The organism is Alcanivorax sp. NBRC 102024, assembly GCF_001602235.1.
Lineage (GTDB): Bacteria > Pseudomonadota > Gammaproteobacteria > Pseudomonadales > Alcanivoracaceae > Alcanivorax.
Genome location: NZ_BDAS01000003.1, coordinates 280317 through 302447, shown reverse-complemented (window position 1 = coordinate 302447; position 22131 = coordinate 280317). Strand labels below are relative to the sequence as shown.

The 22131-nt window shown below is 57.5% G+C and carries 19 protein-coding genes; 12 read left to right on the top strand and 7 right to left on the bottom strand.

Annotation, left to right across the window (positions count from 1 at the left end; genetic code table 11):
* Positions 1-146: 146 nt before the first annotated feature.
* From A0251_RS07665 to A0251_RS07655, 3 genes are all read left to right on the top strand, one after another.
* Complete coding sequence (locus A0251_RS07665; protein ID WP_062816261.1) at positions 147-1145, top strand: DUF2066 domain-containing protein; 999 nt, start codon at positions 147-149, stop codon at positions 1143-1145.
* Positions 1146-1148: 3 nt separating this feature from the next.
* Positions 1149-1838, top strand: a complete 690-nt coding sequence (hda, locus tag A0251_RS07660) for a DnaA regulatory inactivator Hda (protein WP_062816260.1) — start codon at positions 1149-1151, stop codon at positions 1836-1838.
* A gap of 162 nt (positions 1839-2000) precedes the next feature.
* The gene (locus A0251_RS07655; RefSeq protein WP_062816259.1) at positions 2001-6455 is read left to right on the top strand and encodes a choice-of-anchor Q domain-containing protein; all 4455 of its coding nucleotides are present in this window, start codon (positions 2001-2003) and stop codon (positions 6453-6455) included.
* On the opposite strand, the gene A0251_RS07650 is transcribed toward A0251_RS07655, so the two are convergent.
* Positions 6417-6713, bottom strand: a complete 297-nt coding sequence (locus A0251_RS07650) for a hypothetical protein (RefSeq protein ID WP_062816258.1) — start codon at positions 6711-6713, stop codon at positions 6417-6419. The two genes, A0251_RS07655 and A0251_RS07650, sit on opposite strands and share 39 nt — an antisense overlap.
* Positions 6714-6860: 147 nt before the next feature.
* Here A0251_RS07650 and sthA point away from each other — a divergent pair, with 147 nt between their 5' ends.
* A complete protein-coding gene (sthA, locus tag A0251_RS07645; protein WP_062816257.1) occupies positions 6861-8258 on the top strand; it encodes a Si-specific NAD(P)(+) transhydrogenase in 1398 nt (465 codons plus the stop codon).
* A 161-nt stretch (positions 8259-8419) separates the two neighbouring features.
* Here sthA and smrA read toward each other — a convergent pair whose 3' ends face one another.
* Entirely contained in the window at positions 8420-9013 is a 594-nt protein-coding gene (gene smrA / locus A0251_RS07640) for a DNA endonuclease SmrA (protein ID WP_062816256.1), read from the bottom strand.
* A gap of 90 nt (positions 9014-9103) precedes the next feature.
* On the opposite strand from smrA, the gene A0251_RS07635 reads away from it, so the two are divergent.
* Positions 9104-9427, top strand: a complete 324-nt coding sequence (locus A0251_RS07635) for a hypothetical protein (RefSeq protein ID WP_146063357.1) — start codon at positions 9104-9106, stop codon at positions 9425-9427.
* An 82-nt stretch (positions 9428-9509) separates the two neighbouring features.
* Here the strand turns inward: A0251_RS07635 and A0251_RS17385 are convergent, their stop codons facing one another.
* On the bottom strand, positions 9510-9668 hold the full coding sequence (locus tag A0251_RS17385) for a hypothetical protein (RefSeq protein WP_156478260.1): 159 nt from the start codon (positions 9666-9668) through the stop codon (positions 9510-9512).
* Positions 9669-10088: 420 nt separating this feature from the next.
* Positions 10089-10847, bottom strand: coding sequence for a glutathione S-transferase N-terminal domain-containing protein (locus tag A0251_RS07625; RefSeq protein WP_062816253.1), 759 nt, complete (start codon positions 10845-10847; stop codon positions 10089-10091).
* A gap of 287 nt (positions 10848-11134) precedes the next feature.
* Here A0251_RS07625 and A0251_RS07620 point away from each other — a divergent pair, with 287 nt between their 5' ends.
* Positions 11135-12346 (top strand): acetyl-CoA C-acetyltransferase, encoded by a 1212-nt coding sequence (locus A0251_RS07620; RefSeq protein ID WP_062816252.1) that lies wholly within the window; start codon positions 11135-11137, stop codon positions 12344-12346.
* A gap of 29 nt (positions 12347-12375) precedes the next feature.
* Positions 12376-14541: a 3-hydroxyacyl-CoA dehydrogenase NAD-binding domain-containing protein gene (locus A0251_RS07615; RefSeq protein WP_062816251.1), complete on the top strand. Its 2166-nt coding sequence runs from the start codon at positions 12376-12378 to the stop codon at positions 14539-14541.
* Positions 14542-14608: 67 nt separating this feature from the next.
* Here A0251_RS07615 and A0251_RS07610 read toward each other — a convergent pair whose 3' ends face one another.
* Positions 14609-15019, bottom strand: a complete 411-nt coding sequence (locus tag A0251_RS07610) for a VOC family protein (RefSeq protein WP_062816250.1) — start codon at positions 15017-15019, stop codon at positions 14609-14611.
* Positions 15020-15300: 281 nt separating this feature from the next.
* On the opposite strand from A0251_RS07610, the gene A0251_RS07605 reads away from it, so the two are divergent.
* Both A0251_RS07605 and A0251_RS07600 read left to right on the top strand, forming a co-directional pair.
* Positions 15301-16116 (top strand): polyphosphate kinase 2 family protein, encoded by an 816-nt coding sequence (locus A0251_RS07605; RefSeq protein WP_062816249.1) that lies wholly within the window; start codon positions 15301-15303, stop codon positions 16114-16116.
* Between the two features lie 9 nt (positions 16117-16125).
* Entirely contained in the window at positions 16126-17649 is a 1524-nt protein-coding gene (locus A0251_RS07600) for a Na/Pi cotransporter family protein (RefSeq protein ID WP_062816248.1), read from the top strand.
* Positions 17650-17658: 9 nt separating this feature from the next.
* Here the strand turns inward: A0251_RS07600 and A0251_RS07595 are convergent, their stop codons facing one another.
* Positions 17659-18054: a response regulator gene (locus A0251_RS07595; protein ID WP_062816247.1), complete on the bottom strand. Its 396-nt coding sequence runs from the start codon at positions 18052-18054 to the stop codon at positions 17659-17661.
* A gap of 274 nt (positions 18055-18328) precedes the next feature.
* Here A0251_RS07595 and A0251_RS07590 point away from each other — a divergent pair, with 274 nt between their 5' ends.
* Both A0251_RS07590 and purU read left to right on the top strand, forming a co-directional pair.
* Entirely contained in the window at positions 18329-19348 is a 1020-nt protein-coding gene (locus tag A0251_RS07590) for an AraC family transcriptional regulator (RefSeq protein ID WP_062816246.1), read from the top strand.
* A 31-nt stretch (positions 19349-19379) separates the two neighbouring features.
* A complete protein-coding gene (purU, locus tag A0251_RS07585) occupies positions 19380-20252 on the top strand; it encodes a formyltetrahydrofolate deformylase (protein ID WP_062816245.1) in 873 nt (290 codons plus the stop codon).
* 83 nt (positions 20253-20335) lie between these two features.
* Here purU and A0251_RS07580 read toward each other — a convergent pair whose 3' ends face one another.
* A complete protein-coding gene (locus A0251_RS07580; protein WP_062816244.1) occupies positions 20336-21007 on the bottom strand; it encodes an outer membrane beta-barrel protein in 672 nt (223 codons plus the stop codon).
* Between the two features lie 60 nt (positions 21008-21067).
* On the opposite strand from A0251_RS07580, the gene rlmM reads away from it, so the two are divergent.
* Positions 21068-22129, top strand: a complete 1062-nt coding sequence (gene rlmM, locus A0251_RS07575) for a 23S rRNA (cytidine(2498)-2'-O)-methyltransferase RlmM (RefSeq protein ID WP_062816243.1) — start codon at positions 21068-21070, stop codon at positions 22127-22129.
* The last annotated feature ends 2 nt before the right edge of the window (positions 22130-22131 follow it).

The window sequence follows — 22131 nt, the reverse complement described above, 5'->3', positions numbered from 1 at the left end:
GGGGGCTCCGGATTGGTGAAGGCGCGTATTTTAAGGGCGGGGGACCCATCTTTCCACCGCTGTCTTCACCTGAAAATCCGGTTCGCGTGGTGGGAGGGAATAAGTGATAATAGCGCGCTTGAATTTTCAGGTTGGAATGGGCGGTCATGCGTTTTCTTGGAATCGTGGCATTGTTGTTGGGATTGTGTCTGGTGGCCCGGGCAGAGTCCCTGAATACGGTTGTGCAGTCCGTGGATGGCCGTGGCGACAGCGAGCGCCAGCAGGCCTTGCAGCAGGGGCTCAGGGATATGCTGGTACGGCTGAGTGGCAAGCAGCAGGTGCTTGATCAGCCAGTGACAGAGCAGGCACTGGCCCAGCTGGACCGCTGGGTGACCCGTTACGATTATGACGGCGACAACCTGGTGATCCGCTATGACACCCGGGGGCTGATGGATTTCATGGCCTCGGAAGGTGCTTCGGTCTGGGGATTTCCGCGTCCCCAGGTACTGATATGGCTGGTGGATCAAGGCGCCGGGCGCGGTGAACTGGTGGCCGGCGATCATGCCCTGCGCGAGACACTGGTCGGCGAAGCCAGGCGGCGGGGGTTGTCCCTGGTGGTGCCGGAATGGGATAGCCAGGACCGCAGTGCGGTTACCGTGGCGGATATCCGTGGCCGTTTCGATGGTCAGTTACTCGCCGCTTCCGAGCGTTATCCCCATGAACTGGTGGTCGCTGCCGTGATGTATCGAGGCTCGCCGACCAAGGTCAGCTGGCGTGTACTGCAAGACCAGAAGACTCTGGATCAGGGCCGCGAGGAAAGCGCGTCCGCCGGGGAGGCTGTGAAGACGCTGGTGGATGCGGTCACTGACCAGCTCGCCCAGCGTTATTCGGTGGCCAGCAGTGCGTCCCGGGGGCTTACCCTGCTGGAGGTTGAGCGGGTGGACGCGCTGGCAGACTGGCACCAGTTGCAGGGCTTTCTGGCCGGGCTGAGCGGCATGCGGTCCGTGTCACTGGTGCAGGTGTCAGATCAGGGTGTGACCTTCGGCCTGGACTTCGGTGCCAGCGATTCCCAACTCCGCAGTTTGCTGGAGCTGTCCCGTCAATTGCGCCCCTGTCCGGACGATGCGGTCGCCGGGCCGCAGTGGCGCTACTGCTGGCGCTCCTGATTCATGAGCGCACAGCTGCCCCTGGCGCTGCAACTGCGTGAGGGAAATGATTTGTCGAACTTCCTTCCCGGGCCCAATGGGGCTGTGCTGGCCGGTGTCCGTGAAGTGGTACTGGGCGATGACCGCCAGGCCTTTGTCTGGGGGGGGGCACAACAGGGCAAAAGTCATCTGCTGGAAGGGGCCGTTCGCCTGGCCCAGCAGCAAGGGATGGATGCCTGTCTGCTGCCTGCCAGCGAGCTGATACCTCTGGTCCCGGCGGTGCTGGAGTCCATGGAACAGTTTGATCTGTTGGCGCTGGATGACTGCCAGCGTTTTGCAGGTGATGCGGCCTGGGAAGAAGCCCTGTTTCACCTCTACAACCGTCTGATGGCGAGGGGAGGGCGCCTGCTGGTAACCGCTGATGCGTCCCCGACTGCCGCAGGCCTGTTGTTGCCGGATCTGGCCACCCGGCTGGCCGCCGGCCCGGTATACAGAATATCCCCTTTGGTTGATGAGGACCTGCAGGCCCTGTTGCAGGCGCGAGGCAGAGCCCGTGGACTGAGAATCGAGCAGGATGTTGCTCACTATATTGCCATGCGCAGTGAAAGAAGCCCCGGTGCGCTGATGGCGCTGCTTGACCGTCTTGACCGGATGGCCCTCGCGCAACAACGCTCGGTCACTATTCCCTTTGTCAAGGATGCGCTGGGGTGGTAAAAAGGGGCGCTTAACGAAGAAGCAACAGTTTGATACGCAAGTAACCGGTATATTGATGTTTGCTTACATCAGGTTACGTTTTCGGTGGTTCGTGTATCGCCGGACTTTGGATCCAGATTAGAACAATAACGCCAGGCACAAAAAAGCCTGCAGGAGCACAACATGCGCCACATCGCGCTTTGGCAATCCCTTGTTGGCTGCGCCCTTATTCTCGCGGCCGCCTCTTCCCAGGCCACTGTCTACAAGATCGAGACCACGGATGATGTGGCGGTTTCTGTGGAACGTGTTGTCTACGATGAAACTGATGCCCCCGAATTCTCACCGGAAGACAGCTATTACAAGGTGACGCCGCAATCGAGCGGTGGCCTTTGCAGCTTGCGTGAAGCTATCTATGCCATCAACTACCAGGTTTCTGTCGGCGCCTGCGAGGCAGGCACGGGTAACGACACCATTCGCTTGCTTGAGGGTGAGACCTATCTGTTGACGGAGGGGGAGCTTCCCGTGGGGGGGCTGAAAGTCAAGCTTGTTGATCAAACAAAACAAATTCTGGACCCCGAATGTACTGAAGACATTCCGGCTGATTGTGAGCTGATTGATATCGTTGTGAAAGTGCCGGTCGATCTTGAGGAAGGTGATGACACTGCCATTTCCCCCAACATCAGGGTCGATGTGTTTCTCGACACCTTTGAAGAGCCGGAAGAAAAAGAGAAGCCTGTTATCTCTGCCGCCGGCAATAGCCGCTTGTTCCGCCTGGATCGCGGTTCCCTGACTCTCGGCAATCTTGTTTTGCAGGATGGCTCAGCCAATAACGAAGTCGACCCGGCAGACAGAAACGGGGGATTGATTCTGGCCAATGGTGGTCTTGGCTTCTCGGAGAATCTGGAGTTGCGCGGCGGCCAGGCAGTCAACGGCGGCGCGATCTACCTCGATAAAGGCGCCAACCTGGTTTTCCCGGAAAGCGCTCTCTTCGAGGATAATGTGGCCAGCGGCAACGGAGCTGTGATCGCCACGTCTGCCGAGTTTGCCGGTGAGATCACCGGCCATCGGTTTTACATGACAGGGAATGAGTCCCAGTCCGATGGCGGCCTGTTCTATCTGGATGGCGATGAAGACAACACGATGGCCGTTGATCTGACCAATGGCACCATCACTAACAATGTGGGTGGCGTGATTCAATTGGTGGCGCCAAAGCATCAACTGGTCATGCAAAACATGACCCTTGCCTTTAACGATGGCCTGGCGCTTTACCTGGACGAGGCGGAGCTGGACGTTCCGGAAGACCCGGAAACGGATCCACCGGAACCGACCAGCACCGCCTTTATTGTCAATACTGTGATGGTGGGTAACAGCAGTGGTGCGTGTGCGGGAACGGCCCTGGATGGTACAGACGACGCTGACGCCAGGCTGCTCTACACCATTACTGACGATGCCGCCTGCCCCTTGCCCCGTGAGCAGACAGAGGGAACACCGGTCACATCCGATCCCAACGGTGCCTCGGCAGAGGTGCTGCTCGGCTGGGATGAGACGGCCGGCTCTCGTCGCGTCTGCACCGGCACCGGTCAGGGAAGCTGTATGCCTATCCCTGCCGACGAGCTGGGCGGGAACTTCCCGGGCTTTCTGCCCAATCCGGAGCCTGCCGGCCTGGATCCTGCAATGTCGGCGGCCACTCCCAGTCTGTTTGACCGCGGAAACCCGGAAACCGTCGACCAGTGTGCCAAAGAAGACATGCGTGGTGAGTCCCGTGGTGGTGCCGGGGGGCGTTGTGATGTGGGCGCAGTGGAATTCCTTCGTGCGCTGGCGCAACCGGATGAGGTTGAGTTGATTAGCGGGCGAACCGTGCTGGGTGACGTGCTGAGCAATGACATGAACGACACTCGGGTGGATTGCGGTCGTCTTGAGCCGATCATTGTTGATGAGGGCACCTGTGCCGCCAGTGATGAGGTCTGCCTGGAGCAGCAAGTGCTCAATCGCTGCATGACAATTATTGTTGCGCCCGAGCGTGGCATGGCATCGGTGGAAATCGATGATCAGGGATACCCGCGTGTCCGTTATACCCCTGCCAGCAGTTTTCATGGTGTGGACAGTCTGGCATACGTGGTGGTAGCAGAAGCCTTTGCAGGTGGAACGGATCTTGGCCTGCAAATTGGCGAAGATGTTAATTTTGTTGCCGAGCCAGCCACTGGTTTGACGGAGTCCAAGAGTATTCTGGATGGAAGCAGTGGTGGTTCCGTGCCGGCTCTGACTCTGCTGATGCTGGTTGTAGGTGGATTACTGCGTCGTTGGCGTGCAGGCATCGTTGCCTGTGCGATGACTGTATCGAACACGGCACTGGCAGCGGATATCGAGGTGAACTCCCTGCTGGATCATAACCCGCCGATTCCCAATGATGGCCTCTGCACACTGCGTGAAGCCTTGGCAAATGCCGCCACTTTCAGCAGCCCGGATTGTGAATTTGGCGCCAAAGGCGAAGATCGCATTCTCCTGCCTGCGGGGGAAATCCAGCTGGTGGATACGCTGTTGATCCAAGGTGGCAGTGTGGAGTTGGTGGGCAAAGGGGTTCGCAATGCGGACGATGCGGACCCGGCGGATGAGGATACCATCACCCGCATCATCGGCGATGGACAGAGCCGATTGTTTGAGGTTCGGGCACCGGTGAGTAACGGGCACCCCAGCGTGGCGTTTCGCTATCTGACGCTGGAAGATGGCAATGCCTCCGTACCAGGAGCGACGCCTGTTGGTGATCAGGGATTCGGTGGAGCCATCATTACCGGTGGCTCGGTGGTATTTGACCGGGTTGTTCTCCAGAACAACCGGGCAGATCGTGCTGGTGGGGTGATCTATGTGCGGGCCAATGCCGGCAATGAAAAACAGGTGTCCTTCAACCGTGCCTATGTGACCGGGAATGAGGCGGTGCTGTCCGGTGGCGTTATGGCAACCACGGCGCAGAATGGGGAGAGCTTCCGGTTTGCCGCTGTGGACACCACGTTTGAAAACAATAGTGCCGGTACTGAGGGCGGAGCCTTTGATTTGAATGTTCCCACCGGGAATTTCATAGCTTTTTCCAACTCTACGTTTGTGAATAACAGTGCACCGCAGGGGTCGGCTCTGGATCTGGGGGGCGTTGATATCAATGTTCGCCTGATGAATCTGACTTTTGTGAATAATGCTCCGGGGAATGGCATTGAGTTAGGTGATTCTGAAGCCTCGGTCAGTCTGGCTAACAGCATTGTGGCTGCCAGCGGCACCAGTTGTTCGACAGGTACCGGGGAATTGCGCGATAGCCTGTATAACCTGTTTTCCGACGCTGCCTGTGTTGCAAGTGGTACAGCTGAAAACAATGATGATGGGGCAGGTGGAAACGCGGGCATGTCCACTGACCTTGATGGTGAGGCAGGCACTTCAACGGATTATACGCCCCCGTACCTTGCTGCTGAGGACCTGAGCGATCCATTGATCATTGATGCCGGCAACGATGAAGACGATCTGCAATCCGGTACATCGACCCCGCTGCGCTGTCGCGCGACGGACTTGCGCGGTATTGCCAGAACGTCCGGGGGGCGTTGTGACCGGGGGGCATTCGAGTATCAACAAATTACTGCTTCAGATGATGAGGCTAATAACCAGCGCGCGCCAGATCGCCGCGTTCTGGTCGACATTTTTGAGAATGATTTGCCCAGCGATGGCGCTGAGATCCAGCTCCTTGATGAAAACGATGTGTTCCTGAATGACCGTTTCGTTTTCACTCCGGCACAGCTTGATGTGGTTGGCGAGGACGAAGAAGTGAACCCGGCCGCCGGCTCCTACACGTATGACCCGGCCACAGATCGTTATGTTCTGGGCGGGAGTGGCACCCAGGCTGATGGCACGACCATCGAATTTGTCTGGGAGTTTTATAGCGAATCCGTGGATGGCTACGATGTGAAATGTGGCGAGCCGCTGCCCCAGCGTTTTATCAATCGCAACCCGGACGAGTATGAAGATGGGGATGTGGCAAAGAATTGTATCGTTCTGTTCACTCCTTCAAACCAGGGCTTCATTCCTGACTCGGTAGACCCCACTAAGGATGCGGTTTGTGAAGCTCTCGAAGATGATGAGACAGACACGCCCCGTCTGTTTTTCCTTTACAACTTTGAAGACAGTGCAACCCCGGCTCAGCAATCCTCCGATGCTTCTGTGAGTATGAGCATCACCAACAAGGCACCCAGTATCACTGGCCAGACCCGAGGCAGCCGTCCTGGAGAGTCGGTGACCTTCAAGATTACCGCTGAGGATCCTGATGGCGACGAAAATTCCATCAATTGGGCAACCCTTAGAATCAGGGATGAGCCCAGTTTCACTAAGCGGAATAGCGAGACGGGCAGTGCTCAGGGTACGGGGATTATCATCGATTCTGTTGCGCGTACCGTGACCTATATCCCTGATAGTAACTTCAGCCCGTTCAAGGACCGCTTTACTCTTGAAGTGGAAGACAAGTGCGGTAGCACGTCGTCGGCGGCCACATTCACCATCACCTACCCGGGTGAGCAGGAAGACAACAGCGCGGGTAGCTGGAGTCTTGGCCTGCTCTCCGGCCTGCTATTACTGTTCTGGCGTCGTCGACGCTTTGCGACGGCGTAGCAGGCCTCGCCGCAATAGTTCCCAGATCAGTCCGCCGGCCAACATGCTGGCCAGCAAAAGCAACAGTTTGGGGATGTCCACCAGTGTCCAGAAAAGGATATCGATGCTGGTGGGCTCCAGATTCTGAAGCACGATAATGGCCAACAGCAGTACTGCCAGAATCTGCAAGGCCCCTACGGGGTGGGTCACCAGCCAACGCCCTGTTGTCTTGCCACCACGGGCCAACCGAGAGGGCTTGTGTTCTCTGCGCTCATCCATGTCAGACTCCTTTTTTGATTGAATCACTCTCTTTCTTCATCCCCATCATGCCAGCCTCGATGGCTATGACCAGACCTCGGCTTTGGTCTGACTCGTACCCATTGTGCGGCATGCCTATAATAGTTGCGTGGTGGAAAGGAGAAGTGAATGGATATCAGTGCAGGTTGGGATCTGGTGGTGATTGGCAGTGGGCCGGCGGGTGAAGCGGCGGCCATGCAGGCGACAAAGAAAGGCCTGCGTGTGGCCATTGTCGAGGATCAGAAATCTCTGGGTGGAAACTGTACACACTGGGGGACGATCCCTTCCAAGGCGCTTCGTCACCTGGTACGCCAGGTGATTCGTACCCAGCGCAATCCGTTGCTGCGCGGCATCCTCAATCCCCGGGAGGTCCGTTGGCAGGATCTGATCACCCGAACCCGAGAAGTGATTGATTCCCAGGTCCAGGTGCGTACGGATTTCTATATTCGTAACCGGGTGACCGTATTCGGAGGGCGGGGAGAGCTGCTCAGCAACAACGAAGTGAAAGTGCAGGATCGGGAAGGGCGACTGCATCTGCTGAAAACCCGTAATGTGGTCATCGCCACCGGCTCAAGGCCCTATCACCCGGATGACGTGAATTTCGACCATCCACGGATTTACGACTCCGATACGATTCTGACCATGGACCATACCCCAAGGCATATCATTATCTACGGGGCCGGAGTGATCGGGTCGGAGTATGCCTGCATTTTTACCGGGCTGGGGATTCGGGTCGATCTGGTGAATTCACGCCAGCATCTGTTGGACTTTCTGGATACAGAAATTTCTGACGCGCTGAGTTATCACTTGCGTGAGCAGGGCTGCACGATTCGTCAGGATGAAGAATACAAGCGGGTTGTCGCCGATGATCATGGTGTCACTCTGGAGCTGCAGTCCGGCAAGAAACTGCGGGCGGATGCCGTGCTGTGGTGTAACGGCCGGTCCGGTAACACCCAGGACATGGGATTGGAAACCGTTGGCCTGAAAGCCAACAGCCGTGGTCAGCTGCAGGTTAATGAGCGTTATCAGACAGAAGTCGACGGGATCTATGCCGTCGGTGATGTGGTGGGGTGGCCTTCACTGGCAAGTGCCTCCTACGATCAGGGGCGTTTCTGCGCGGCGGCCATCGCCGGAGATGAAGTGCGGCAAGTGACCGATGTGCCCACCGGGATTTATACCATCCCGGGGATCAGTAGCGTGGGGCGCACAGAGCAGGAACTCACCGAAGCCAAAGTCCCCTATGAAGTCGGGCAGGCCTTCTTCCGCAATCTGGCCAGGGCACAGATTACCGGTGAGCGAGTGGGCATGCTCAAAATCCTCTTTCACCGGGAAACCCTGGCCGTGCTGGGCATTCATTGCTTTGGTTATCAAGCCATGGAGATCGTGCACGTGGGTCAGGCAATCATGCGCCAGCCCGGTGAGCTGAACACCCTGGAGTATTTCATCGATACGACCTTCAACTATCCGACCATGGCAGAAGCGTATCGGGTGGCAGCGATCAACGGGATCAACCGGATAAGGCGGTAGGGTAGTTAACAGTTAACAGTGAATAGTGAATAGTTTCGCGAAGCAGGTTATCTGTTTCGTGAGCGCAAGAGGCCGCGCCCTGAGTATGGACGCGGCCTCTTGCATTTCAGACAGGGATGCGCAGGCACGCGCGCTATTAACTGTTCACTGTTAACTATTCACTATCTCTGTTGCTTTCCCGCCTCCATAAAGAATTCCCTATTACGCTGTCGTGACTGACTGCTTTTCCGTATCAGCACATAGGTGGCGCCACTGCCGCCCTGATTCTGGGGGGCGGAGTGATAGGCAAGGACCAGATGGCTTTCCTCAAGCCAATGCATGACATAGCTTTTGAGAAAGCCCGGGCGTTCACTGTGCACGCCTTTGCCATGACTGATCAGGACGGAACGCAGGCCTTGCTCGTGGGCTTTCACAAGAAAAGTCTGCACCCGGTCTCGGGCGTCCATCAAACGTACCCGGTGCAGGTCCAGCACGTCCTGGGCGTCGTACTTTCCCAGTCGTAATTTACGGTAAACCCCTTCCTGAACACCGTTTTTCTTCACACCGACTATGTCGGTGGGGCCAACGGGAGGAACCTGTTCAGGTACAGTGAGGGGATTGTTGTCCTTGCGATCATCCATGGCTGCGGCGCGGCGAAGCTGTTCGCGCAGGCTGTCCGGTCGCTTGGCGCGGGGCAGAGTTGCCCGATTATCCGGCTTGATCGGTGTCACATCCGCCATTTCCTGGCGGAACAGATCATCGTCATTGGTGGCCATGGGACTGCTCCACAAAACCCGTTAGTTCATGCTTGCATGGTACACAAAGCGGGCAGAAACTGGCAGTGAGCCCCTTCCCGAGAGGTAGTTATGGAGCGACGACGTTTCCGCAGGCCTCGACTGAGACTCAATGTGCAGGCTTCCATCCACCGACAGCCCGTGGGGCATGTTCTCAATCTGACCGATGAAGGGCTTTGCCTGACCGGTCGGGGCACGCCGCCACAAGGCTGCCAGCCGCTGCTGCTGCAATTACCCCTGACTTTATCGGGTTGCCGTGAATTGACGGTGATGGCGGAGCCCCGCTGGCATGATTATTTACCCAATGGGCATTGGCGTGGCGGTTTCAAACTGCAGTCGGATGCAAAAACCGCCGCCGCATTGACCACCCTTGCCAGCCGTTACGGTGATAATTAGTCAAAAAGGGGGAACCAGGGCCTCATCCGTGAAGCCCGGTTTTCAGACCATGAGGCGAATGCCTCAGGGGAAGAAACGCGTTTCAGTAAGGGCGTGAATCGCGACCGTCGCGTGATTCACTTTTTTCCTCTGAATCGTGCCGATGTCGCTTGGCATCGCGTTTGCGACGTTCACGTTCGGCGCGCTTGTGCTCTTCTTTCCAATCGTCCGGTTCATAGTCATCAAAATGTCGACGACCCATGGTCTGCTCTCTTTCCAGAATTAAAGGGGTACTCAGTGCTTTATATAGCATTAATCCAGAGAGGGGAGAAGGGGGAAACCCCTGAATAACACCTTGTGTGCTCCGCGTGGTGTGAAGGGGGGGCAGGGGCTATATTTTCTGGTGATGGACAGGGTGGCGCCCTTTCCCGGTGTCAAAGCGCCGCAGATCTGCCCTTCAGCTCACCTTTTCCGGGTCTTCAAGGCTGACCCGCACCCGCTGTTGCCTGTTGAAGATGAAACGCTGATGGACAGACATCTCTCGATTCCCCTTGAGGGGGGTAGCGTCAAAATTACGCCCCTGGTTACCTGGCCGAGGGGCGACCAGCCTCAAAGACGGGACATGCAAGGTGTCACTCAGAGGCTCCCTGGGCGCACCATTTGTTGATGCGCCGGATTGCCATTATCGGCCGTAAGTCTGGTCCAGATAATCGAGAATATCCGCAGACTCGAACAGTTCAGTGCCCGTATTGGGATCGACCAGGTAAGGAACGGCGATACGGCCGGCCCGCTCCATCAGAGCGATGCGGTTTCGCTGACGGGGTGAATAGTCACTGAGAAGACGCCGGCGCATCGGCGGCAATACCCAGTCCTGCCACTGATCCCGTCCGCACTGGCGTAGCAGGTAGGGAAGCTGAAGCTCGGTGAGGCGTTCGCGAACCAGGCGGGCGAAGGGGCTGGCCTCAAAAGAGTAGAGTTCCAGCGCCTGCTCCGGCGTTTTGCTATCCAGGGCGTGCAGGCCCCGTGACGCGCGGGGGAGGGAAGCGGACACCGCCGCTGCCGTGCGCAAACTGCGTACCAGCCAGCGGCGAGGTGCCGGGCGACCACCGTATTCCCGGTAAAGGTAGTCGATGATATCCGCGGATTCGTAAAGGGCAGCGCCGGTATTCGGATCCATCAGGTAGGGGAACTGCTGGCGCCCACCCAGGCGTTCTACCAGGGGACGATAACGCTCCCCCCCTTTGGGACAGGGGAAAATCAGCACATCCAAGTCCAGATCCGTCAATGCTTCACGGACCAGGCGGCAGAACGGGCACCCTTCCATGTCATACAGTTCAAGGGGCTCCTGGGGGTTCTTGCGGTGGCCTTTGCTGGCAATGCCGCGGCCCTGTTGCAGGGCGGAAGCGGCCAGGGAGCGCAGCACCTCGGTGTTATGGGACATAGCGAATTCTCCTGAAACGAATGTCCGGACCTTAGCATCTCTGGGGCGCCCCGCATTGGCCCTTAAGACACCTTGCATATCAAGCGGTTAACCACTGCCCGTTCCGCTCACCCCGGCTGTTAACTCCTGTCATTGAGTGACGGGCGCGGGTAGGGCAATCTCTCGGGTCTACATTTGGCCGGCACCTGTCACTTTGTCACGCATGATCCAACACATGCACAGACAGGTGCTGCCCTTCACAACCCGTCAGCTGAGCTGACATCTGCCTGAGGCAAGAGGAAGGTTCCATGACCGAAGCCTATATTTACGATGCCATCCGTACTCCCCGTGGTCGGGGCAAAAAAGATGGCTCACTGCATACGGTGAAGCCGCTGGACCTGGTGGTCGGCCTGATCGATGAAGTGAAAGCCCGTTTTCCCAATATGGACACCAACCGTATTGATGACCTGTTGTTGGGCGTGGTTACCCCGGTGGGCGATCAGGGCGCCTGTATCGCCAAGACTGCGGCGCTGGCTGCGGGCCTGCCGGATACCGTGGCGGGTTACCAACTGAACCGCTTTTGTGCTTCCGGCCTGGAAGCGGTGAATACCGGTGCCCAGAAAGTGGCCTCCGGGTGGGATGACCTGATTCTGGCGGGTGGTGTCGAAGCCATGAGCCGTATTCCCATGGGCTCCGACGGTGGCGCCTGGGCCATGGATCCGGTGACCAACTACAAGACCGGTTTCGTGCCCCAGGGCATCGGTGCAGATCTGATCGCTACCATCGAAGGTTTTTCCCGCCGTGATGTGGATGAGTTTGCTGCCGAATCCCAGGCGCGCGCTGCCACTGCCTGGGAAAAAGGCTACTTCGGCAATTCCGTGGTACCGGTGAAAGACCTCAACGGCCTGACCGTTCTGGATCGTGACGAGCATGTCCGTGCCGGCACCACCGCCGATGGCCTGGCGGGCCTGAATCCCTCTTTTGCCATGATGGGCGAAATGGGCGGTTTCGATGCGGTAGCGCTGCAGAAATACCACTGGCTGGAAAAGATTGATCACGTTCACCACGCCGGTAACTCTTCCGGCATTGTGGATGGCGCGGCAATGGTCGTACTGGGTAACGAGCAGGTCGGCAAGGATTACGGTATGAAGGCCCGTGGCCGCATTGTCTGCACCGCCATTAGCGGGGCGGATCCCACCATCATGCTGACCGGTCCGGGTCCGGCTGCCAGGAAGGCGCTGGCAAAAGCCGGCCTCAAGGCCAGCGACATCGATCTGTGGGAAATCAACGAAGCGTTCGCCGCTGTGGCCATGCGTTTCATGAAGGACATGGATATCACCCCGGATGTGACCAACGTGAATGGTGGTGCAATTGCCATGGGCCACCCCCTGGGTGCCACCGGCGCCATGATTCTGGGCACCGCGCTGGATGAACTCGAACGTCGCGACAAGAAGTACGCGCTGTGCACCCTGTGTGTGGGCGGTGGCATGGGTATCGCCACCATCATTGAGCGTCTGTAAACCGCGTCGAACGAATTCGGAGAAATGAAATGAGTGAACAAACTGCTATCCGTTGGGAACAGGACGCGGACAACATCGTTACCCTGATTCTGGATGATCCCAATCAGTCCGCGAACACCATGAACGAGCTGTACGGCAAGTCCATGGCCGCCACCGTAGAGCGTCTGGAAAAAGAGAAAGACAACATTGCCGGCGTCATCATCACCTCTGCCAAGAAGACCTTCTTTGCCGGCGGCGATCTGCGTGACCTGCTCAAGGCGAAAAAAGAAGACGGCCAGGTATTCCTGGATAACGTAACCGAGATCAAGCGCCAGCTGCGTGTGCTGGAAACCCTGGGCAAGCCGGTTGTGGCAGCCCTGAACGGTACGGCTCTGGGCGGTGGTCTGGAAATCGCTTTGGCCTGTCATCACCGTGTTGCCATCAACGACAAATCGGCCCAGTTCGGTCTCCCTGAAGTGACCCTGGGTTTGCTGCCCGGCGGCGGCGGTGTCACCCGCGTAGTGCGCATGCTGGGCATCCAGGACGGCCTGATGAAGGTGTTGATGCAGGGCCAGCGCATGAAAGCCGACAAGGCCCAGAAAGTGGGGCTGATCGACGAATTGGCCGCCGACCGTGATGAGATGCTGGCCAAGGCCCGCGAATGGATCAAGGCCAACCCGAAAGCCCAGCAGCCCTGGGACCAGAAGGGTTACAAGATTCCCGGCGGCGACCCCAAGAATCCCAAGTTCGCCATGAACCTGCCGGCCTTCCCGGCCAACCTGAAAAAGCAGATCAAGGGTGCCAACTACCCGGCCCCGCTGGCGATCATGTCGGCGGCCGTGGAAGGGGCCCAGGTGGATTTCGATAATGCCTCCACCATTGAAGGCCGCTACTTCGTGTCCTTGGTCACCAGCCAGGTGGCCAAGAACATGATCACCGCTTTCTTCTTCAACCTGCAGGCGATCAACGCCGGTGCCAGCCGTCCCAAGGATGTGCCGAAATTCCGCGCCGAAAAAGTCGGTATTCTCGGTGCGGGCATGATGGGTGCAGGTATCGCCTATGTGACCGCTCGCAGTGGTGCCCAGGTGGTGCTGAAAGATATCTCCCAGGAAAACGCGGAGAAAGGCAAGGACTACTCCCGCAAACTGCTCGACAAGGAAATCTCCCGGGGCAAGATGACCGAGGAGAAGAAAGAGCAAATCCTGTCCCTGATCCACGCCACGGCGGATGCCAAGGATCTGGAAGGGGTGGACTTCGTGATTGAGGCGGTATTCGAGAGCACCGAACTGAAGCACAAGGTCTTCCAGGAAATCGAGGATGTGGTGAAGCCGGATGCCGTGCTTGGCTCCAACACCTCATCGCTGCCGATTACCGGCCTGGCCAAGGGTGTGAAGAAGCAGGACAACTTTATCGGTATCCACTTCTTCAGCCCGGTGGACAAGATGCCGCTGGTGGAAATCATTTCCGGCAAGGACACCAGCCCGGAAGCGCTGGCGAAAACCTACGATTACTGCCAGCAGATCAAGAAGACCCCTATCGTAGTCAACGATGCCCGTGGCTTCTTCACCACCCGCGTGATTGGCACCTTTGCCAACGAAGGTATTGCCATGCTGGGTGAGGGCATTAACGCCCAGTCCATTGAGCAGGCGGCCATGCAGGCGGGTTATCCGGTAGGCACCCTGAACCTGATCGATGAGATCAACATGGAAACTGCCCTGAAGATCGGCAAGGCAGCCCGTGATGATGCCAAGCGTGAAGGCACAGAGCTGCCGCCGGAGCATCCTGCAGAAGTGGTCATGAAGAAAATGGTCGAAGAGCTCAATCGTCCGGGCAAAGCCCAGGGCAAGGGCTTCTACGAATACCCGGAAAACGGCAAGAAGCACCTTTGGGCTGGCCTGAAAGACGCCTTTGGTGGTGACAAGGAAATCCCGTTCGAAGATATCAAGGAACGGATGATGTTCGTGGAAGCCATTGAAGCGGTGAAATGCTTTGACGAGGGAGTGATGGAATCCGTGGCGGACGCCAACATCGGCTCCATCTTCGGTATCGGCTTCCCGGCCTGGACCGGTGGCGTGATCCAGTACATTAACCAGTATGAGGGTGGCCTGCGCGGTTTTGTGGCTCGTGCCCAGGAGCTGGCCAAGCTGTACGGTGATCGCTTCAATCCGCCGGCTTCCCTGGTGGAGAAAGCGGAAAAGGGCGAAATCTACAAATAACGTGGATGTCGTCTGTTAAAAAGCCCGGCCCTGTGCCGGGCTTTTTTATGTCTATCCGTTGCTGATACTAGCGAGGTCCAACCCAGAAGTGCGGGTTGCAGGCGACTTCCCAGAGATGGCCATCCGGGTCGGCAAAGTAGCCGGCGTAACCGCCCCAGTCGGTGGGCTGGCCGGGTTTGATCCGTTGTGCGCCAGCTTCACGGGCCTGGGCGAGCAGCTGGTCAACCTGCTGTGGGCTTTCCACATTGTGTGCCATCGCCACTCCCCGAAAACCCTCACCGGCTGCTCCAACGCCGGCATCAGCCGCCAGGTCGTCATGACCGAACAACCCCAGCCAGGTGCCGTTCAATTCAAAGAACGCCACCGGCGCATTGTCGGGACCGGGGCGGCGAGGCAGACCAAGTCCCTGTTCATAAAAGCGGATCGCCGTGGTCAGATCCCTGACGCCAAGGGTGATCATGCTGATGCGTGGTTCCATGAAAATCTCCTGTTTGCGTGCGGGGCTTCTGGATCACGCCATGCGTACTCGCGCGGCCGATATGCTTTTCAGGCATCTTCTGCCGGCGCTTCCAGGCTGACTGGCACTCGTTGTTGCGGTTTTTCGGTGGATGGACATACACTTTCAAAACCGCGCATTCTGTGCTCTGCGAGTGGGGATTGCGACCCAGCCTGAAAGACTGAGCATGCAAGGAGTTATTCAGAGGCTCCCGAGATCACGCTGCCCATTATGCTCAATACGGTATACCCAAGGGAGTCAGCATGGAACTGGACCGCTTTGGTTGGCCCTCAGGACCGACCCTCAACGTGCAGAGTTTGCCAACACGTTTTCCGGACTCTCCGGAGCCGTGCCTGGATACGGCACTGGCCGGCCTGCAAGAATACCAACGGCGACTGTTTGCCAATCGGCGTAATGGGGTGCTGCTGGTTGTGCAGGGTCTTGATGCTTCCGGCAAGGATAGTTTGATTCGCACCCTGGCCGGAGCAATGGATCCGGCCGCGTTCCGGGTGCATGGATTCAGTCGCCCCCTGGGTGAGGAGGTGGACCATGATTTTCTCTGGCGAGTATGGCGGCATTTGCCGGCCAGGGGGGAAGTGGTGGCATTCAATCGCAGTCATTACGAATCGGTACTGGCCGAACGGTTATGGCCGGTCACCGAGCACAGTAGTGATGACTGGCCACTGAAATATGAGGCCATCAACGCGTTCGAACAACATCTGCATCGGGAAGGCACCCGGATCATCAAAATCTGGCTGAACACCTCTCGCGAAGAACAGCGCCGCCGGCTGTTGAAGCGACTGGACAAGCCTCGCAAGCGCTGGAAGTTCGATCCCGCCGATGTGGAAAGCTGGATGGCGAGGGAATCCTATCTAACGCTGGTCAATGAGACCCTGACGGCAACCCATACCCTTCATGCTCCCTGGCATCTTATTCCCAATGATGACAAGCACCGTGCCAGAGCGGCTGTGGCACAGTTGTTGTTGTCTACGCTTCAGGAGCTGGCACCAGAATATCCCCGTGAAGACCTGCAGTGTATCGAGCACTATCGCCGGGAACTGATGAAAACGCATGATTGAGTTGCAGGTATGAACAGTGTGCTGACCATGATTGCCGGGCTGGGGTTGTTCCTGTTTGCCATGCAATTGGTGGAGCAGGCGGTGCAGACCCTTTTCAGCGAAAAGGCCTCACACTGGCTGCAACGGTCCACCAACACCACGCTGAAAGGCGTTGTGGCAGGTGCGTTGATAACTGCCGTGATGCAGAGCAGCTCCCTGGTCGGATTGCTGGTCCTGGCATTCGTGTCGGTGGGCGTCCTTCCCCTGCGCCATGCCATGGCAGTGATGCTGGGTGCCAATCTGGGCACTACGGTTACCGGCTGGCTGGTGACACTGCTGGGTTTCAAACTCTCGCTCTCTGCGGTGAGCTTGCCACTGGCGGGGGCAGGTGCTCTTTGCTACGTGCTTTTGCCGAAAGGGCTGTGGCGCTCTGGCGGCCTGTTTTTGCTGGCATTCGGATTGCTGATTTTCGGTCTGGATACCATGAAGGTGGCGGTTGAAGGCGTCGGCCAGCGTTTTGATGTGAGCTGGCTGCAGGGTTACCCACCACTGGTATATCTGCTGGCCGGCGTGCTGCTGACCGCCATCATCCAGTCGTCGTCGGCGGCCATGTTGATTACGCTATCGGCGCTCAATGGCGGTTTGATCGCCTTGCCGGAAGCCCTCGCGTTGGTGATTGGTGCGGACCTGGGTACCACGAGTACCTTGTTGCTTGGCGCGATCAAGGGCTCCGTGCAGAAGAAACAGGTGGCGGCCTTTCATGTGTTATATAACGTGGGAACGGCCCTGATGGCGTTTTCTCTGATGATGCCTGTATGGCCACAAGTGGCGGCCTGGCTTGGTGTCAATGATCCGTTATATGGCCTGGTGGCCTTTCATACCGGTTTCAACCTGATCGGGATCGTCGTGTTCGCGCCGTTTCTGGCCGCCATGGAAAAGGGGATTGAGAAACACATTGGTAAGCGAGCACATCATGACCTGTTTGCCGATATCAGCCCGCAATCGGTGGAGCCGGCGTTACTGGTGCTGAGTCGTGAGACGGACAGTCTCATTGAGCGGGTCCGCAACTATTGCCGTTACCCCCTGCAGGGGCGTTCCTTGTCGCGTTTCCTGGAGGAGTATGAGCAGGTAACAGATCAGGAAATGCAGTTGGCGGATTATGCCAACCGGCTGGCTCAACAGACCCTGACCGAGGGGCAGGAACAGCGCCTCCAGCGGCTCCGGGCTCGGGTTCGTGAGGCCGTTTATGCCTTGAAAGCGTTGAAGGATGTGGCCGATGATCTGGCGCTTCTTGCAGAAAGCCGGGACCCCGGTCTGAAGGGATTCAGTGAGCAGATTTTGCTGGCGCTCGACAGGCTTTACCAGGCATCGCCCGCCACCGAGCTGGCGGCTGAGCATCGTCTGGCCATGGAGAAACTCCAGCGTGAGGCCTATTCGCTGGTCTCAGGCGCTCGTTTACGGGGTATCAGCGTGTTGAATCTGGCTCGGGAAGTGGATGAGAGCGGGCGGCACTGGTTACGCAGTCTGGCGGTGACAAATGACGTTAGGCAATGAGGGCTGAGGTCAGGCGGAGGCGTCAGAGGGGGCAAGGTTGCCGGCAGCTAACTGGCTGAAAGCCATTTCCAGCCAGCGCCGCAATTCACTGGGTCGCAGGGGTTTGGGCATCAAGGTCTCGCCGCCAGCGTCCAGGCATTGTTGCCGATAGGATTCGCTGTTGTTGCCGGATATAAAAAGGATGGGAGTATGGCCATTCTGGTTGCGGATTTCCCGGGCGACGCTGAAGCCGTCCAGAGACGGTAGTTCCACATCCAGAATCAGCAGATCCACCTTTCGTTGTCGAAAAAGGCGAAGCGCCACCTCACCGTCGGCGGCCAGCACATATTCATGGCCCAGCTCTTCAATGATGCGGCAAATGATCAGACTGACAGCTTTATTGTCTTCGACAACGAGAACATTCATGAATGATTTTGTAACGTAATGACGGGTGGATAACAAGGGTGAAAGATGCGTCAAGGCGATTTTTGTTATTTCCACGTACAATGGCACGGTCGGACCGGGTAAACACTATGTCAATTATAGCGAGTTTCTTTATTATTGACGGCCCGGATTCCGTGCTGAGGATTCGAGAGACAAGCCCGTTGGACAACAATGATGAACGGGTAACCATTTCAGGATACTGAATAAGCGGTTAAGCCGTTTTTTGGCATTGCCAGCGGTGTGAGGGTGGCGGTCGATGTACCAGCGCAGAACAATCAATATCAATCGCGTCGTAAAATTGCTCCAGGGGGCGGCCCGGTCTGGTGCCAGCATTCCCGATCTGTTGGATCAGTGCGACATTCCCCGACAGTTGCTCGATGACCCGAACGGGAGCATTGAGCGCGACACCTTTATCAAGATGATGCTGCTGATCATGCAGCAGACCCAGGACGAGTTCCTCGGTTTCGGCCAGGGGCGCAAATCCAAGCCCGGCACCTTTTCCATGATGGCCCATGCGGTCATCAATTGCCCGACCCTGGGGGCAGCCGTTGAGCGGGGTATCCGTTTTTACGATTTGTTCGAGCTGAGCATGTATTCCCGCATTACGCGAGAAGGCGACATCGCCAGGTTGGTGGTTCACGCGGACCCCCGTCTGGATTTTCGGGAAGTGATCATCGAGACCTCCCTGTTTGTGTGGCTGCGCTTCATGAGCTGGCTGGTCGGCAAGGCCATTGAGCCGAAACTGGTGAAACTGGATTACACCGATGTGAGAAACGACGAAGAACATCGTTTCCTGTTTGATTGCCCGATTGAGTACAGTGCCGACGAGAGTTCGGTGACCTTCCGGGCCGACTTTCTTGATCTGCCGCTGGTGCAGAATGAGTTGTCCCTGTCCAAGTTCCTGAAGGATTCCCTGACACAGCTGTTTAACGGCAATATTCACAATGTGGGCCTGCCAGCGCAAATACGGGCCATTATCTCCAACGAATACGGCAACAGTTTCCCCGATTTCACGGAAATCTGCGGTAAACTCAACATGACGCCGCAAACCCTGCGCCGGCGGCTGAAAGAGGCCAATACCAGCTACCAGGAGATCAAGGATTCCATTCGCAAGGATGCCTCGGTCTACTACCTGTCCAAGCCGGATCTGAGCATTGATGAAATTGCCCTGTTGATGGGCTTCAGCGAGGCCAGCTCTTTCCACCGTGCTTTCAAGAAGTGGACGGGCAAGACCCCATCCAGCTTCCGCAAGGAGCACTTCGGCGTCAGTCAGTAATTTGTGCCGACCCGTTAATTCAGGACCTGCAATGACAGTGCAAGACGCCAACACGGCGCGCCTGCTGGTGACCTGTCCGGACAAGCCGGGCATCATCAGCGCCGTCAGTACCTTTCTGTTCAATCACGGTGCCAACATCACCGATTTCGACCAGCATTCCAGCGATGCCCGTGGCGGCACCTTCTTTCTGCGCCTGGAATTCCAGACGCCGGAGCTGGACTGCTCCCGGGAGGCCCTGCGTAACAACTTCGCCAGCCGGGTTGCCGAACCCTATGGCATGCAGTGGCAAATCAGCTATGCCAGCGAGAAAAAGCGCATGGCGGTGATGGTGTCACGCCATGACCACGTGATCATGGACCTGTTGTGGCGTACCTCCCGGGGCGATTTGCCGGCCACCATTCCCATGGTGATCAGCAACCATGAAGACCTGCGCGGCGAAGTGGAGCGCTTTGGTATTGAGTATCACCATATTCCTGTCAGTGGCGACAACAAGGCCGAGGCGGAAGCCAAGGCATTGGCGCTGCTCGAGGGCCAGGTGGATGTGATCGTGCTGGCACGCTACATGCAGATATTGAGCAGCGATTTCGTTTCCCATCACCCGCACCGCATTATCAATATCCACCATTCTTTCCTGCCGGCCTTTGTGGGGGCGAATCCCTATCAGCAGGCCCACGATCGTGGCGTCAAACTGATTGGTGCCACCAGCCATTATGTGACCGAAGATCTGGATCAGGGGCCGATCATCGAGCAGAACGTGCAGCGGGTAAGCCATCGCCATTCCGCCGAGGAGCTCAAATCGCTGGGGCAGGATGTGGAGCGTCAGGTGATGCTGCGAGCGGTCCGTTGGCACCTGGAAGACCGGGTGATCGTGGATGGCAACAAGACCGTGGTGTTTGTGAAGTAGCAGCAGAGGGTGGTCTGCTGTGGGATGAAAAGGCGTGGCGCGGTTGGAGCCTTGCAAACAAAGGCCCCAACCGCGTTTTCCAATCAGTTGGAAAAACGCAGCCCGACACCAAAGGTGCCATAGTTTTCGGATTCCAATTGCGTTTGGCGGTAATCCGCGGTGACGGACAGCTTGTCCAGAACCGGGATGGCCAGGCCTACGCCGAGATAAGGGGCGATACCACTTTGGCTGTCGTTCGTTGGGGCTTCGTTCACGCTGGCAACCGTGTCTGAATTATCGTCAAGAAATGCCCGTTGCTGACGGTTTTCGAGCTTGAAATCGTAGATATAAGCACCGCCTTTCAGATAGACCCAGCGTTTGGTTTGCCAAACAACTCCCACTGTAATGCCGTTAAGGCGAAGGGAGTTCTCTTCGTTGATTCGGACAGTGTCGATAGGAGTGCCATTAATCGGGGTTTCGTTGGATTCTGGGGCTCGTTCAAACTGACGGCCGTTCGAGTCTTCGCTGTGACGCAGGAAGCCCGCCTCCAGTCCCAGCCGAGAGTCTCCACCGATATCAACGCTGTTGAGCCACATGCCCAGACGAATATCCAGGCCGTCGGTGGTATCAAAGCCGTAGGGCGCCAGGTCGGCGCGAAGCATCTGTGCCTCGGCGTAGAAATCCACATCCGGTGGCGCCAGTTCCTCTTCAGCGTGTACAAAGGGGGAGAGCAGGGCAGCGCCAAGGCCCAGGGTCAGCGGCAATATTGTTTTCATTATTGATCCAGCCGTTGTGATAAGGACAATGTGCCACATTGTAACCACCGCGAGACCGACATGCACAGTGACTTGCAGCACGCCCATGATGAAACCCTGCTGGGGTTGTGCCGACCCGGCTTCGAGAACGACCTGGCTGCGGAGCTGAATTACCATGCGGCTGAGCAGATGGTCGGCGGTTATCCCCGTACCACCCCGGACAGCGGCTATGTGCTCTGGCACAGCCAGCAGGGCTCCATGGCTCCACTGCTGCAGAGTGGGCTGATTTTTGCCCGCAGTCTGAGCCTGGCCGAGGGGCAGTTTGTGAATATCGGCGATGACAGGATCGCCGAGCTGTGGCCATTACTGAAACAGGCCGCGCCTTTCCGTGAAGTGTTTCTGGAGCACCCTGACACCAACGACGGCCGGGAAATGCAGCGGTTTCTGCGTGGCTTTCGCAAGGCGCTGGAACCTCGCCTGAAAAAAGCCGGCCTGTTGAAAGCCAATGCCCAGCAACGGGTACATCTGTTCTTTAGTGATTCCCACAATGGCTGGGTGACCAGCAGCCCGACGTCGGTGCCGCTTGCCGAAGGCGGGGTGCGGCGGCTGAAACTGCCGGCCGAAGCGCCCAGCCGATCTGCCCTCAAGGTGGAAGAGGCGTTACTGCGCTTTTTCGGTAGCACCGACAGCCTCACTGCGAAAACGGCTGTGGATCTGGGTGCCGCGCCGGGAGGCTGGAGCTGGCAACTGGCCAGGCGCGGTATCAAGGTTCAGGCAGTGGATCACGGCAAACTCGATGGGCGTCTGCTGGATGAATACCCGGTAGAGCATATTCATGGTGATGCCTTTACCTGGCGGCCCCGCAGCAGTGTGGACCTGGTGGTCTGCGATGTGGTGGACAAGCCGGCACGTACCCTGCAGCAGATGGAAAAGTGGCTTACCCAGGGCTGGTCGCGGGCTGCCCTGTTCAATCTCAAGCTGCCCATGAAGCGCCGGTTCCAGGAAGCCTGGCAATTGCTGGAAAAGCTGACCGCTGCCATGGAACGTCATGAGCATCTGGGTGTACCCGAGATCAAGGCTGCCCAGCTCTATTATGATCGTGAGGAAATCACCGTCTGGGCCGCCTTCCACCGGGATTACTGATC